The organism is Arthrobacter sp. APC 3897 (assembly GCF_030407495.1).
Classification (GTDB): domain Bacteria; phylum Actinomycetota; class Actinomycetes; order Actinomycetales; family Micrococcaceae; genus Arthrobacter_B.
In genome coordinates this window covers 37,297-52,039 of record NZ_JASDDG010000015.1, presented here as the reverse complement: position 1 = coordinate 52,039, position 14,743 = coordinate 37,297, and the positions used below count along the sequence as shown (strand labels likewise).

11 protein-coding genes are annotated in these 14,743 nt (G+C 66.6%); 3 read left to right on the top strand and 8 right to left on the bottom strand.

Annotated features, from left to right (window positions below):
- Positions 1 to 61: 61 nt before the first annotated feature.
- On the bottom strand, positions 62 to 2,371 hold the full coding sequence (locus tag QMA10_RS09060; RefSeq protein ID WP_290167666.1) for a ComEC/Rec2 family competence protein: 2,310 nt from the start codon (positions 2,369 to 2,371) through the stop codon (positions 62 to 64).
- A gap of 851 nt (positions 2,372 to 3,222) precedes the next feature.
- Between QMA10_RS09060 and QMA10_RS09055 the strand changes: the two genes are divergently transcribed.
- A complete protein-coding gene (locus tag QMA10_RS09055) occupies positions 3,223 to 4,122 on the top strand; it encodes a macrolide 2'-phosphotransferase (protein ID WP_290167664.1) in 900 nt (299 codons plus the stop codon).
- A 97-nt stretch (positions 4,123 to 4,219) separates the two neighbouring features.
- Here QMA10_RS09055 and QMA10_RS09050 read toward each other — a convergent pair whose 3' ends face one another.
- Complete coding sequence (locus QMA10_RS09050) at positions 4,220 to 4,924, bottom strand: helix-hairpin-helix domain-containing protein (protein WP_290167661.1); 705 nt, start codon at positions 4,922 to 4,924, stop codon at positions 4,220 to 4,222.
- A gap of 356 nt (positions 4,925 to 5,280) precedes the next feature.
- Between QMA10_RS09050 and QMA10_RS09045 the strand changes: the two genes are divergently transcribed.
- Positions 5,281 to 5,775, top strand: coding sequence for a hypothetical protein (locus QMA10_RS09045; RefSeq protein ID WP_290167660.1), 495 nt, complete (start codon positions 5,281 to 5,283; stop codon positions 5,773 to 5,775).
- On the opposite strand, the gene QMA10_RS09040 is transcribed toward QMA10_RS09045, so the two are convergent.
- The 3 genes from QMA10_RS09040 to QMA10_RS09030 form a co-directional block, all read right to left on the bottom strand.
- Positions 5,772 to 6,773 (bottom strand): DegV family protein, encoded by a 1,002-nt coding sequence (locus QMA10_RS09040; RefSeq protein WP_290167657.1) that lies wholly within the window; start codon positions 6,771 to 6,773, stop codon positions 5,772 to 5,774. The genes QMA10_RS09045 and QMA10_RS09040 overlap by 4 nt on opposite strands.
- A 45-nt stretch (positions 6,774 to 6,818) precedes the next feature.
- A complete protein-coding gene (leuS, locus tag QMA10_RS09035; RefSeq protein WP_290167724.1) occupies positions 6,819 to 9,344 on the bottom strand; it encodes a leucine--tRNA ligase in 2,526 nt (841 codons plus the stop codon).
- Positions 9,345 to 9,548: 204 nt separating this feature from the next.
- Positions 9,549 to 10,100 carry a GNAT family N-acetyltransferase gene (locus tag QMA10_RS09030; protein WP_290167655.1) on the bottom strand — a complete coding sequence of 184 codons (552 nt, stop codon included), beginning with the start codon at positions 10,098 to 10,100 and terminating at the stop codon, positions 9,549 to 9,551.
- A 155-nt stretch (positions 10,101 to 10,255) separates the two neighbouring features.
- Here QMA10_RS09030 and QMA10_RS09025 point away from each other — a divergent pair, with 155 nt between their 5' ends.
- Positions 10,256 to 11,272, top strand: coding sequence for an RNA polymerase sigma factor (locus QMA10_RS09025; protein ID WP_290167654.1), 1,017 nt, complete (start codon positions 10,256 to 10,258; stop codon positions 11,270 to 11,272).
- Between the two features lie 19 nt (positions 11,273 to 11,291).
- Here the strand turns inward: QMA10_RS09025 and QMA10_RS09020 are convergent, their stop codons facing one another.
- Genes QMA10_RS09020 through QMA10_RS09010 form a run of 3 tightly spaced genes read right to left on the bottom strand, consistent with a single transcriptional unit; the run spans position 11,292 to position 14,645 of the window.
- Complete coding sequence (locus tag QMA10_RS09020) at positions 11,292 to 12,293, bottom strand: SDR family oxidoreductase (protein ID WP_290167651.1); 1,002 nt, start codon at positions 12,291 to 12,293, stop codon at positions 11,292 to 11,294.
- The gene (locus QMA10_RS09015; RefSeq protein ID WP_290167649.1) at positions 12,290 to 13,267 is read right to left on the bottom strand and encodes a bile acid:sodium symporter family protein; all 978 of its coding nucleotides are present in this window, start codon (positions 13,265 to 13,267) and stop codon (positions 12,290 to 12,292) included. The genes QMA10_RS09020 and QMA10_RS09015 overlap by 4 nt, the downstream gene beginning before the upstream one ends.
- Entirely contained in the window at positions 13,257 to 14,645 is a 1,389-nt protein-coding gene (locus tag QMA10_RS09010; protein WP_290167648.1) for an NAD(P)-binding domain-containing protein, read from the bottom strand. The genes QMA10_RS09015 and QMA10_RS09010 overlap by 11 nt, the downstream gene beginning before the upstream one ends.
- Between the last annotated feature and the right edge of the window lie 98 nt (positions 14,646 to 14,743).

Sequence of the window (14,743 nt, the reverse complement as noted above, 5' to 3'; positions counted from 1 at the left end):
GAACACTCCAACATTACCTGCCGGCTTCCGCGGGCACCTTGCGTTTGGAGGCTGCGACAGCCTAATGCCCGTCCATGCGAACCCATGACAGCAACGATCCGTCCGTCTCCAAAGTGACGGGGCCGAGTTCATCAGTGCGCACGACAGCGGTCCCGGAACCCCTCAACCCTTCCAAAATCTCCGGCGACGGATGTCCGTACTCATTGCCGGCGCCAACGGAGATCAGCGCCAGGCGCGGGTTTAGTTCCTCGATCAGCGCCGTACCGCCGTTGCGGGCACCATGGTGGGGCACTTTCAACACATCCACTCCTGCGTCGCGCAGCCAGGCATGCCGGGACAGCAGGGCATCCGATGCACCCTCTTCGATGTCTCCGGTGAATAGCATCGTGACGCCGGACCCGTGTGGCTCTCCCGGCACAGGTTCGGCCGGTGAGTCCATTGTCACCAGAATCACCGAACTGGCATCGTTTTCATTGGCCTCTTTTCTCCGGGCGGGAGGCCACAGCACCTCCCAGTCCACTGTGCCGGCCCGAGACGCCATCCCTTCGGTCAGCCGCGTCAGTTCGGCTCCGGAGCCTTCCAGCACCATCCGCAGGGATCCGGGAAGAGCTTCTTTGGCCGTCGAATAGGCAACATGGTTCACCTCCCTGCCCCGCAGCACACCTTCAGCTCCTCCGTAATGGTCCAGGTGGGCATGGGAGAGGATGAACAGGTCTACGGTGTCCACCTCCAGCCGCTTGAGGCAGTTGTCCATGACGTCCGGGTCAGGACCGGCGTCAATCACCACGGCACGGTGTGCCGCCGTCCGCACCACCAGCCCGTCTCCCTGGCCGACGTCACAGACAGCGGCCATCCATCCAGAGGGCGCCGGACCAGGACGCAACTGGAGCCAGGCGGCAGCCGCGGCGGCCGGCAGCAGCAACAGGGCTGCAGCAACGGCCCAGTGCCGGTGTGGCCGCACAGGCCTGGTGCTCACGGCTGCAGAGCCCGCGGGCCCAGTACCCGCAGGTTCAGTACCCGCAGGTTCAGCGCGGGGCGGCTGCGCTGCATTCCCCGGCGGTCCAAAACGCCACAGGAGCCAGACACCGGCACCGGCAGCCAGCACCATCAGGATTACGCCCGCCGCACCGGAGGGCCACGGCACCAATGCACCGGGAAGCCCGTCAAAGAAGCGGGCCACCCCTGCCGTCCAGGCCGCACCCGCACCGGAAATGAGCACGAACGGTCCGGCGGCAACCGGAACGGTGGCCGCGAGGACAGCCGCCAGCATTCCGACCACCGTGACCAGCGGCACGACGGGCGCCACTGCCACGTTGGCGGGCAGGGAGAACGCCGGCACCTGCGGCTGCAGGAGCACCAGGACCGGTGAACAGAAGAACTGTGCCGCCATCGGCACGGCCAGCGCTGCTGCCAGCGGCCAGGGCAGCCTTCTGGACAGCAGCTCCGTCAGCCGCGGACCCAACAGGATCAGCCCGGAGGTGGCCAGCACAGAGAGGATGAAGGCGTAGCTTCCGCTGAGCCAGGGATCCACGGCCAGCAGGACCGTGATGGAAAGACACAACAGGGCCGCCGGCAGCTTGCCCCGTCCGGACAGGACGGCGATGGTCCCCAGGCTGCCCATGACCGCAGCTCTCAGGACACTGGCGTCGGGACGCACCACCAGCACGAATGCCAACAGGGCCGCTACCCCGGCTGCAGCGGCCCAGCCCCGCGGCAGCCTGACAGCGCGCGCCAGCAGGAAGACGAAGGCCAATAAGTAGCCGCAGTTGGCTCCGGAGACAGCGGTGATATGGGTGAGTCCGGTGTTCTTCATGGCTGTTTCCACCGCATCGTCCAGGGTGCTGCGGTCCCCCAGAACCATCCCGGGCAACAGACCTGCTGCATCCTCGCCGGTGACACCGGCGTGTTCACCCGCCGCAGCGGAAAAGGTGCGGCGGATGCGCGCCGTTTCGCCGTACCAGCCGCCGGCTGTTTCCACCTCGGGCCTGCCGTTGGCATACAGCAGTGCCACTGAGCGCTCACCGGCTTCAGTGGCCTGCAGTGATCCGGCGGCGGTGAACCGGTCGCCAAGCTGCACCTCCTCGTAGCCGCTGCCCCCGATCACCAAAACCGTGGCGGCAGCGGAGAACCGCTGACCGCCGCTCGTGGCCTGCTGAAGGACGGCCTCGGTGATGTACCGGGAACCGCCGCTGAAGCGGTCGGCCGCCACCGCGCGGGCATCCGTGGAGGCTCGGAACTCGCCGGTGACCGTCCTGCCTTCGGCGATGGCTGATGCGACCGGTCCGGCCGTTCGTTCCGCGGTCAGGATGCCGGCACAAACACAGACCAGTGCTGCGGCGGCGAGGGGAACCGCGGCCGCGCGGGCAAACATCCCGGCGAACTTCCGACCCCGGTCCCCTTGTTTTCTCATCCGCCGCAGTGCCGGGACCAAAAGGACGATTGAGCAAAAAGCCAAGATGATCCCGAGCATTGCCGCTTCACCGCCGGAGACCCGCACCGCCAGGACGGCAGCGGCCCACGATGCCGCTGCAACCGGCACCAGCCGAAACTCCAGCAGCGGATGAATCCCTGCGTCGACGGGTCTTTGCGGTACCAGGGCTCGGACCCGCTCTCCCACCGCTTTGACCCGGGCAGCAAGGCTACCGTGCGGAGGCGCCGCGGGCTGGTTCGCCGCCGAATGCCGGTGACTGCCAGGCTGCCCCGGATTCAGTGCCTGTCCCGGCCCGGAACGCACGGATGTATCGGTCTCAGAGGTATCGGTGCCGTTGCCGGGTTGAACATTCCCCCGCAGCGCCGCGGCCGTGTACCGGTGCCATCCGCGCTCCTGTCCGGCAGTCCGTCCGATCCGCGGAGGAGGCTGAGGCTCTGATGCCGCTTCACCGGCGGATCCGCTCCCGTCCATCATCAGGCTAGACGGTAATGAGCGGCGGGTGGGTGGAACAATCGAAGCCCATCAGCAGACCAGCGCTGCCCGGACAGAGACACCACCTGTTGCTTCGGCTTGTTCTTCGGTGCGGTCAATCTTCATGGTCTGCCTAATCTTCCGTCAGCGCCCTGTGCCCTGTTTGCTACAGCGAACTGCGCAGCCCGGTCAGCCTCAACGGTGATCGACCATATTGTGGATAACCTTTGAAGGTCGGAGGATGCGGGAAGAGGCTTGCGTGCGAGGCGGCACCGATCGCTGCAGGTGCCGGCAGGGCGGACAGGTGACAGGATGGTCCAATGAACACGCTCGAAGATGCCATTGCGCTGGCCGCCTCCCACGGCCTGCAGGTGTCCGCCGGCGGTGCGACCCTAAACGAGGCGGGCTTGGATTACCGCGTTGTCATGGCCTCTGATGCGACCGGCCGCCGCTGGGTACTGCGGATTCCGCGTCGTACGGACGTGTCCGAGTCAATGGCCGGCGAGGTCCGCATCCTCAATCTGGTGGCACCGCTTCTTGCGGCTGAAGGGATAGCGGTTCCGGATTGGCAGATCATAGCCCCGGACCTGATTGCCTACCCGGCTTTGCCCGGAGCCCCGGGCTTGACCCTGTCCGGGACCGGGGAAATCGTCTGGCACATGGATCCGGCCAGCCCGGACTACGCGGCCCGTCTGGGCTCTCTGCTGGCTTGTCTAAACTCTCTGGGTGCGGCGGAGGCCGGGGCTGCGGGCGTAGAGGTTCGATCGCCGGAGCGAGTCCGTCAGGCATGGCGGGACGACATCTCCCGGGTCAGTGCAGAGTTCACCGTCGCCCGGGCTTTGTCCACGGCATGGCAGAACTGGCTTGAAGACGATACCTGCTGGCCGGAGGAGACCGTGATGACCCATGGAGAGATCTATCCTGCACACATCCTGTTCGACGAGCACGGCGTGATCACCGGGGTCCTGGATTGGACGACGGCCCGCGTTGACGACCCTGCCCGAGACCTGGCCGCCCAGTACGGCGCCGGCGGGGAGGAGATGCTGCAGGTCACCCTCGCCGCGTACGAACAGGCCGGCGGGCACGTGCACTCGGGTCTGGCCGCCCAGGCCCGGCACCTCTGGGAGGCTGCGCCGCTCGGGTATGCGGTGTACGCGCTGACCACGGGCGCTGAGCGTGACCGGGCCACAGCCGCCGCCATGCTCAATCCGGAAGCCTGACCCCGGGTCCGTGGGACCTCGCCTACCGGACATCGCTTACCGAACATGGCCACGGTACATGGAAACAATCTGCCCGCGGATCCGTTCCTTTGGGATGCTAGACGGTAATAAGCGGCAGCAGGGCGGCGAGCATGGTCTCGCCAATACCGGGCACAGCGTCCAGATCCTCAGGCCGGGAGAAGCTGCCGTGCTCCTCACGCCAGTCAATGATCCGCTGTGCAATCACCGGTCCGACCCGGGGCAGGGAATCGAGTTCCTGCAATGAACCGGAGTTGATGTTAATCAGGGCTCCTGAACTGTCTGCTCCCCCGGTGCTGCCTGTTCCTCCGGCACCTTGTCCCGCACCCGCTCCTTCACCCGGATCCGGGCCCGCGTTCGGCGGCGGGCTTCCAACTGGTTCCCCTATGCGGGGAACCACCACCATCATGCCGTCCTGCAGCGGAGCCGCCAGGTTCACCGCGGCAAGATCCGCGTCGGCTGCCGTTCCTCCGGCGGCCTCCACCGCGTCGCCGGCCCTGCTGCCGGAGGGGACCCGCACAACCCCGGGGCGCACAACAGCTCCCGCCACATGGATGACCAGGACGGAGGGGGCCGCGGCAGGATCGGCTTCATCTGTTGGGCCGGTCGCGGACCCGGCGCCGCCGTCGTTACCGGGGTTATTCTCCGCACCGGCAGAGGTGTTGTCGGAGGGCTCCCGCTCGGGATCGGAGCCCTCTGCCGCACCCCTTTCCCCACCGCCGGACTCCGCGCGGGCGGTGAACTCCGGCCCGTCCGCAGCAAGGTCGACACTGCCAACTTCCACCTCCGGGCCGCCTCCTCGAAGCACTGCGAGGCCAGCCGTCAGGCCAATCAACAGACAAACGGCAAGGACAGCACCGCGAAAGGACATTAGCCAGCGGCGCCGGGGCGTTTGTTCTGCGGTTGCGGGTGCCGTGTCCCAGCGGTGTTCTGCCATGGACCCAAACTAAGCGTCCCCGGCACGGGTTGCGGCAGAGTTCCTGCCCGTGTGTGGAACGTCCGCTGTTCCGGCTCAGGCGGGGCCCTGTGCAGGAGGAGAAGGGGACCGGAAAACAGCCCGGTAGAATTAACGCTGCGCATGACCCGGTCTCAGGGCAGGCGCGCCACACTTCGCTACCCCTATCCAGGAGCCCATACCCGGTGAACAAGAAATCCCTCAAGACGGACGGGTTCGCCGGATTCCGGTCCCTGAACACCCTGGACATCAATCGGATCCCGCAGCGGCAGGGACTCTTCGCCGTTCTGAGGCCGCACGGCTTTGAACCGCGGTTCCTACGCACCAGCACGGCCGGCGTCTTCAAGAAGAAAAACCCATCCCTGCCTCAAGAAGAGCTCGCCGCTGAATGGGTGCCGGAAGCGGACATCCTCTTTATCGGCAAGGCCAGCCCCGGCAGCAAGGGCAACCGCGGGCTTCGGCGCCAGATCTCAGAATTTGTGGACTTCGGCAACGGATTGCCGCCGGGACACTGGGACGGACGGCTGATCTGGCAGCTCGCGGACTCGGAAGACCTTCTCCTGGCGTGGAAGGAACTGCCGGCGGAACAGCTGAATCCGGCACTGGCGGCGTATCACGGCGAGTTCGTTCAGGTTTACGGCAGACTGCCGTTCGCCAATCCGGTCCAGGCCCGGGCCTAGGTCCCGCCGGCACTGCCCCCGGGTCCGGCGTCCGGCCCGGGAACCTGCACCTGGGGTGCGGCCCCGGAATCACCGGAGACCGCCACGGCCAGCACGCCCAGTCCGGCATGGGCGGCCAGGACGGCGGGCAGCGGGCAGATCATCAGTTCGACGTCGGGCGCGGCCTCCGCGATGGTTCCGGCCAGCCGCTCGGCCTCCACTTCATTGCCGAAGTGATGTACTGCCACCCGCACCCGGCCGGTACGCGCGGTGATGTTCTGCCGGACCAGTTCGGTAAGCCGGGCCAGCGCGCGGGGCGCGGACCGCACCCGCTCCAGCGGCACCACCCTGCCCTCACGAACCACCAGGATGGGCTTGACCGCAAACAGGGTGCCAAACCAGCCGGCGGCGGCGCTGATCCTGCCGCCTCGGCGCAGTTGCTCCAGGCTGGGAACGTAGAAAAGAATGCTGGCAGAGGAGGCAGCAGCACGTGCCGCATCGGCTACGGCCGCCGCTGATCCGCCGTCGCGCGCCCTTTCCGCAGCAGCGGCCACAGCGAATCCCACACCCATCGCCACAGTGGCCGTGTCGATGACGGTCACCGGAACGGCGGCTGAACGGGCCGCCATCCGGGCGGAATCCACGGTCCCGGACAGTTCACCGGAGAGGTGGAGCGAGACAATCGCAGAGCAGCCGGCCGCTGCCAGCTCCGCGTAAGCAGCCTCGAACTGGCCCGGGGCCGGGCGGGAGGTGCGCACGTCGGAACCCTGCGCCAAAGCCAGCGCGAGGGCGCCGATCATGCGGTCGGTGCCCTCGCTGTAAATCTGGTCGCCGATCATCACCGGCATGGATACCACCCGCACCAGGCCGGTGACCTCGGCCGACTGCGCCCAGTTCCCCGGCAGTGCAGCGGCGGAATCAGTGACAACGCCAACCCGGGCTGCGGGGGCGGCACCGGTTTCCCGGAGCCGCCGCCGTTTTGCGCGCGCGGACAGCTTGTCCAGCCAGTCCGCATTCATAAGCCCTCCGAATCAGCGCGCCCGGTGATGGTGATGAGCGCCAGCCTACGCCGGAACGATGTTCACGAGCTTCGGAGCGCGGACAATCACGGTGCGGATACCGCGGCCGTCCAGTGTCTTCTGCACGGCGTCCGAGGCCAGAGCCAGTTCGCGCAGCTCGTCTTCGCTGATGTCCGCGGCCACCTCAAGGCGGTCGCGCACCTTGCCCTGCACCTGGACGACGGCGGTGACCGTGTCCTGGACCAGCAGGGTTTCATCCACGGCGGGCCAGCCGGCGTTGACCACGGAGGCCGGACGGCCCAGCAGGGCCCACAGGTCCTCTGCGGTGTACGGGGCGAACAGGCTCAGGATGATCGCCACGGTCTCGGCGGCTTCGCGGACCGCGGGGTCCGCTCCGCCCACGCCGGAGTCGATCGCCTTGCGGGTGGCGTTGACCAGTTCCATGGTCCGGGCCACCACCACGTTGAACTTGTTGTTCTCCAGCAGCTCGGTGGCGTCGGCAACTGTGCGGTGCGTCAGCGCGCGCAGCTTCTTGTCGCCCTGCGCGAAGTCGACGCCGGGTTCGCTGGTGACACCCTGGCCCAGGCGCCAGGCGCGGGCCAGGAACTTCGCGGAGCCCGACGGCGAAACGTCCGCCCAGTCGACGTCGTCCTCCGGCGGGGAAGCGAAGATCATGGTCAGGCGTACGGCGTCCACGCCGTACTTGTCCAGCTGCTGCCCCAGGTCCACACCGTTGCCCAGCGACTTGGACATGGCCTTGCCGCCGTTGAGGACCTGGCCCTGGTTCAGCAGCGAGCTGAACGGCTCGCTGGCTTCCAGCAGGCCCATGTCATGGACCACCTTGGTGAAGAAGCGCGCGTAGAGCAGGTGCAGGATGGCATGCTCAACGCCGCCCACGTACTGGCCCACCGGCATCCAGTTCTTCGCCGCTTCGGGGTCGAACGGTCCGTCCGTGTAGTGGGGGGAGACAAAGCGCATGAAGTACCAGGACGAGTCCACAAACGTATCCATGGTGTCCGTGTCACGCTTGGCGGGACCATCGCACGTCGGGCAGGAAACGTTGACCCAGTCCTCGGCGGACGCCAGCGGGGAGGTGCCCTTCGGCGCCAGAGCCTCACCCTTCAGCCCGGTGGGCAGCGTGACGGGCAGCTGGTCATCGGGAACCGGAACCTCGCCGCACTTTTCGCAGTGGATGATCGGGATGGGCGTGCCCCAGAACCGCTGGCGGGACAGCAGCCAGTCACGCAGGCGGAAGTTCACGAACTTCTCGCCGGTGCCCTGTTCCTGCAGCATTTCGATGGCGGCCGGGATGGCTTCGGACTTGGGCAGCCCGTCCAATTTGCCGGAGTTGATGAGGGTGCCCTCGCCGGTGGTGGCAATGCCGGTCTCTGCCGGATCCTCTTCGCCGGTGTCCAGCACGGCCTTGACGGGCAGGTCAAACGTCTTGGCGAAGTCCAGGTCACGCTGGTCATGCGCAGGCACGGCCATGATGGCGCCGGTGCCGTAGTCGGCCAGTACATAGTCGGCGGCCCAGACGGGCAGCTTTTCGCCGTTCAGCGGGTTGACCGCGTAGCGGCCGGTGAAGATGCCTGTCTTGGTGCGTTCGGTGGACTGGCGCTCGATGTCCGAGAGGGCCTTGACCTGCTCGCGGTAAGCCAGCAGGGCGTCCATGTGCTCGTCCGTGGTCAGCTCTACGGCCAGCGGAGCATCGGCGGCGACGACGAAGAACGTGGCTCCGGCCAGGGTGTCCGGGCGGGTGGTGAAGACGGTGACCTGCTCGGCCGGCTTGCCGCCGTCGGCTTCGATATTAAACCGGACGTGGGCGCCTTCGGAGCGGCCGATCCAGTTCTTCTGCATGGCCAGCACGCGCTCGGGCCAGTGGCCCTTGAGCTGCTCCATGTCATCAAGCAGGCGGTCGGCGTACTCGGTGATCTTGAAGTACCACTGGTTCAGCGACTTCTTGGTGACCTGGGTGCCGCAGCGTTCGCAGGCACCGTTGACCACCTGTTCGTTGGCCAGCACGGTCTGGTCCTTGGGGCACCAGTTGACCGGGGAGTTCTTACGGTAGGCCAGGCCCCGCTCGTAAAAACGCTTGAACAGCCACTGGGTCCAGCGGTAGTACTCGGGGTCAGAGGTCTGAATCCGGCGCGACCAGTCCACGCTGATGGCGTAGCGCTTGAACGAGGCAGCCTGCGTGTCGATGTTGCGGTAGGTCCAGTCGCTGGGGTGCGCGTTGTTCTTGATTGCGGCGTTCTCAGCGGGCAGGCCAAAGGAGTCCCAGCCGATCGGGTGCAGCACGTCATAGCCGCGCTGGCGCCAGTACCGCGCGACGACGTCGCCCATGGCAAATGCTTCGGCGTGGCCCATGTGCAGGTCGCCGGAGGGATACGGGAACATGTCCAGGACGTAGCGGCGTTCCTTGGAACCGTCGTCGGCGGGCTGGAAGACACCGAGCTCGTCCCAGACTGCCGGCCACTTCTGCTCAATGTCCGCAAAACTGTATACGGCCTCTTCAGACTCATCCGTCTGTGACTGCGTACTCACTGTTGTCGCCTCTGTCCTCAAAGAAATCCTGTTGATCCGCGGTAGCCGGTCAGCGCCGGTTCCGCCGCTTAAACTCAAGTTTCGTCACACTTTCCCCCAGACACACAAAAGCCCCTCGGCAGGCAAGGGGCTGGGCCGCGCACGGACGGTGCGCGGCTACCTAAGGAGGAGGAAAGCGTTCATCTTTCCACTTTACAACAGCCGCCTCTCGGCGGTCGCCGCGCCACAGCCTTATGACGGGGAGATCGCATACAGCAGCGAATCTTCCCGCCGGCCCCGGATGAGTTTGTGGGCGGGCAGCCGGGCTTCCAGCACCATTCCGGTCTCTTCGAGAACACGGGACGACGCGGTGTTGCCCGGCCTGCAGGTAGCGGTGATCCGGTCCAGGTCCAGCACGGTGAAGCCAAAGCCGACGACGGCGGCCGCGGCCTCGGTCGCATAACCTTGGCCCCAGCGCTCTGCAGCCAGGACATAACCAACTTCGCCGGCTCCGGCGCCGTCCACCGTCAGCCCCACGGAACCGAACGGGCCGCTCCGGACCCCTGCACCGCCGTCGGGCACGGTCAGCGCGAAGGTGTAGGCCCGCCGCGGGTCCTGCTGCTCCTCGGCCCGGCACGCGGCTAGAAAGTCCCGGCTGTCCTGAAAGGTGTTGGGACCCCATTCAACGTATTCGGTCAGCCGGCGGTCCGACGCAAAACCGTGCACTGCTGCCAGATCCCCCGAGGTGTAAGGGCGCAGGGTCAGCCGGGGAGTGTCCAGCACCAGCGGTTCAGGCAGCAACATGTGACGATTCTGCCGCATCAGTACTGATTCCTTCGCCTTGCGTATCTTTTTGGGGCGTCCGTGCGTCTACCGGATAGGAACATGGCACAGTGCCATGCTTTTGAATGAGACGACCGTGAGCACGCTGGGCCCAGGGTCCTGGAAAAGGGGCAGAGATGACACTTGAGTTGGATTCACCGGTACTGGACGGCCGCCTTCGCGGCGAACTGCGGCAGGCACGGCGGGACTTCCTCGTGGCGCTGGAACCGGTCCGGGCTTCGGTCTACCGCTATTGCCGCAGCCTCACTTCCAACGTGTGGGACGCCGAGGACCTGTTGCAGGAAACCCTCGCGAAGGCCCTGGCTGACGCATCCCAGCGGCACGAACCCATCGTCAACACGCAGGCGTGGCTGATCCGGATCGCCACGAACATCTGGTTGGACTCGCTCCGCCGCAGTGGCAGGATTACCCCTGCTGACGGGACGGACGTAGGCATGAACCTTCCCGACGACACTGCAGTGGACCCCCTGGTCAATGTGGCTGTGGAGGAGGCCCTGCGGCAGTTGCTGCTTGCGCTGCCGCCGCAGGAGCGGGCCTGCGTGGTCCTCAAGGACGTTTTCTCCTATCCGCTGGCTGAGATTGCCGGCATCCTCGACACCACCACCGGGGCTGTGAAGAGCGCCCTGCACCGTGGCCGGGCTGCGTTGCAGGCGGCGCAGGCAGAGGGCAGGCCCGCGCCCGCACGGTTGGACACCGCGGTGGCCTCCCGGCCCACTCCCCACGCGGCGGTGCTGCGGCAGCTGGCCGATGCGTTTGCCGCCTACGACATCGAAACGATGGTGCGCCTGTTCCTCTCCACCGGGCGGACTGACGTCGTCGGCAACGTCAGCGAAACCGGACACGAGCAGATCCGCACGGGGTCGATGAGCCACACCTTCGGTCCGGACGCCGCCGAGCTCTACCGGCCGAGTATCCATTGGTTCGACGGTGAGGAAGTCATCCTCCTGTGGGAGCGGCCCAAGAACGCCCCGGATTCCCCCGAAGTGGTGGCCGACGTCCTGCGGATCCGGTGCGTCGAGGGGGAGCCGCTGATCGCTGCCCTGAACTGGTACTTCTTTTGCCCCGAGCTCATTGCGGAAGTGGCCGGCGGTTTGGGTCTGCCGTTCAAAACCAACGGTGTCAGTTACTTCTGAGCATCAATTAATTGCAGTATCAATTCAGTGCAGTCCGGGCCGGTGCTGTTGGGGCCGGCCCGGACTGTTCGGCGGCATCCCGGGCGGCGCGGAAGGCCAGGAACGCCCCGCGGCTCGTATAGGTGGGGGTAAAGCCGAAGTCTTCCTTCAAGGCCGTGTTGTCCAGCACGGGGCGGTAGCGCAGGAACCGCAGTTGTTCCGGCCCGTGCACGGTCACCTTCAGCCGGTGCCCCAGCCACAGGGCGGCGGCCAGTACCGGGCCGGGGACCGTGAGGGTCCGGCGGCCCAGCAGTCCGGCGATCTCGCGGACCGTCAGGGCGCCGTCGCCTGCCACATTGAAGATGCCGCTGCGCCCGGTGACCACGGCGCGGACCATGGCGTCGGCGACGTCGGTGTCCCAGGCAAAGACAAACGGGGACTCGCTGCCTGCGACCCGCAGCAGCCGCGGTGCGTCGAACAGGGCGGTGATCTGGTTGCGGACCCGCTCGCCCAGGATGGTGCCGATGCGGAAGATGGTCTGTTTCAGCTCCGGATGCTCCTGCCGGAAGCGGGCCAGTTCCTCCTCGACCAGGCGCTTGTGGTGGCTGTAGGCAAACTCGTTGTTGCCGCGCAGGGCATCGTTTTCCCGCAGCCAGGCCGGGTTGTCGGGGTGGTAGCCGTAGGCCGCGCCGGAAGAGGAGATGACCACATGCTTTACCGCTGCGTCGATGCAGGCGGCCAGCACGTTTCGGGAACCGGTCACGTCTACGGCGAACTCCTGTTCGCGCGTGGTGTCCTTGCCCGGATTCACGATTGCTGCCAGATGCACCACGGTATCGATCCGGTGCTCCGCCAGCAGCCGGCCCACGTCGGGGGAACAGACATCGGCCAGCGCGTAGCTGACCCCGTCCAGGCGGCGCTCCGGGGCAGGTTCGCGGATGTCCAGGGACAGGACATGGGAAATCTGCGGGTGTTCCAGGAGCCGGGCAACAACCGCGCTGCCGAGGAAGCCGTTGCCTCCGGTGATGCAGACCCGGGTCATGGGGCTTCCTTTCGGGCAGCAGGTCCTGGGGTTTCGGTTGCTTCGGGCGTTCCGGGCATGGCTGGGGCCCGGGCTGCTTTCCGGGCATCCCGCCGCCGCCACCAGGTGGCCAGCAGCAGGCCGGCCAGGATGTCCCAGATCCCCCACCAGGCGGCGATCATGGCCATGCCGCCCAGTCCGGCGAAGAAGGTGAGCGTCAGGCCCAGCCCCAGCCCGGTGTTGCGGGCGCCCACCTCGAAGGCGAAGGCCCTGCGGTCCGGTTCCCCCAGCCGGGCTGCTGCTGCGGTCCAGTATCCGACGGCCAGCGCCACGGCGTCATGGAGCAGGACCACCAGGAAGATGGTGCCCAGGTGCTCGCGCAGCGGTCCAAGGTTGCTGGCCGTGCCGGAAATGATGAACACCAGCAGGGCCACAAGTCCCACCCGCTGCACCCAGGGCAGCGCCTTGGCGGTCAGCGCGGGAAAGCGCCGGGCCAGCGGCATGCCGATGGCGAAGGGAAGCCCGATGATCAGCAGCACCTGGACCAGCATCTCGGCACGGTTCAGGGAAAAGTCGCGCATCAGGGCATCGGTGGCCGGGTTCAGCGACGCCCAAAGCGCCACATTCAGCGGCATGACCACGATGGCCACCAGGTTGGATACCGCGGTCATCGACGCCGACAGGGCGACGTTGCCTCCGGCCCGGTGGGTCAGCACGTTGGAAATTCCGCCCGGCGGGCAGCACGCCACCAGGATCATGCCCAGCGCGATCGAGGCCGGCACATTCAGCAGCAGGGCCAGCCCTACGGTGACGGCGGGCAGCACCAGGTACTGCGCGCCGATGCCCAGCACCACCGCCTTGGGATGGCGGGCAACGGTCCGGAAGTCTGACGGGCGGACCTCCAGGGCGATTCCGAGGATGATCAGGGCCAGGACCGCGTTCAGGACGATCAGCGAGGCGGGCGTGAAGTTCAGTACGACGTCGTCAATGGGCATGGGTGCCGGCCCCGCCCCGCGTCGCGGCCGCAGACTGAACCACTGGCTGGACCGTCGGCTGGCCTGGCTGGCCTCTCTGGACCGCTGGCTGGACCGTTGGGTGCAGCAACGCGAGATGGGCGGCGATCTGCGCCCGGTACGCGTCCTTGTTGACGTAGTAACTCATCCGGTCCAAGCCGAGGTACTTGTAGCCGCCGGTCATGTCAGGGGACGGTCCGGCGATGGCCTGCCGGAACCCGGCTGCGCGCTGCGGTGCATTAACCTGCGCGGCCAGATAGGCAGCTGCGAGTTCTGCCTGCTTGTAGCGGCCTTCCCAGCCCAGGCCGGAGGCTTCCACCATGCCCACGACGATCAGGTTTTCCGCCTGCCGGCTGAACATGTTCAGGTACAGCGACGGCGACGGGCCGTTCCAGCCCAGCTCGGCCCGGTTCAGGAAGGGATAGGAAAGGACGTAGCCGGTGGAGAGCAGAATCAGGTCATACTCGCGCGCGCTGCCGTCGCGAAAGTGCACCGTATGCCCGTCGAGCCGGGAAATGTCCGGCATCACCTCGAGATCGCCGTGACCCAGATGGTGCAGGATCAGGGAGTTGACCACAGGGTGGGATTCGTAGATCCGGTAGCCCGGTTCGGGGAAGCCAAAGCGGCGGGGGTCGCCCGTGAACATCCGAAGCAGCCGCTTGTCGATGAACTGCTTCAGCGGACGGGGCAGCGGGCGGCCCTGGTTCAGCGTGTCGGTGGGCCGGCCGAAAATGTACTTCGGGATGAAGTAGTAGCCGCGCCGCACACTGATGTCCACGGACGCAGCATGGTGCACGGCGTCCACGGCGATGTCGCAGCCGCTGTTGCCCGCACCCACGACCAGGACGCGCCTGCCGGCCAGGTCGGAGGGGTTCTTGTAGTGCGCCGAGTGCAGGATTTCACCCGAAAAGGTGCCCGGAAACCCGGGCACGAACGGGGTGTGCAGCGTGCCGGTGGCCACGATCAAGGCACTGAACTTCCCGCTGCCCGCACCCTCGGCACTGCGCCACGACAACTGCCAGCCGCCGTCGTCCTGCGTGGCGGCGGTGACCTGAGTCCCGAACCGGATGGAACCGCGAAGCCCGAAATGGTCTGCGTACCCGCGGAAGTACGACTGCAGGTGCCGGTGCCCCGGATAGTCCGGAGTGCCCGCAGGCATGGGATATTCAGCGAACTCGGTGGTGGTTCTTGAAGATATGAGATGGGCGGATTCATACACGGTGCTGGCTGGATTCTCGATGTTCCAGAGCCCGCCCACATCGGTGTGCTGTTCAAAGCCGACAAACTCCAGCCCCTGCCGGGACAAGGCCCGCATGGCCGCCAGTCCGCTGGGCCCTGCTCCGATGACTGCGACCGGCAATTCCCCGCGTCCTGCCGTAGGTGGTTCCAACACTCATTCCCGCTTTCGTGACCTGCATCACCATTGATGCTGCCAGAACGCTACCGACAAGGGGCAGC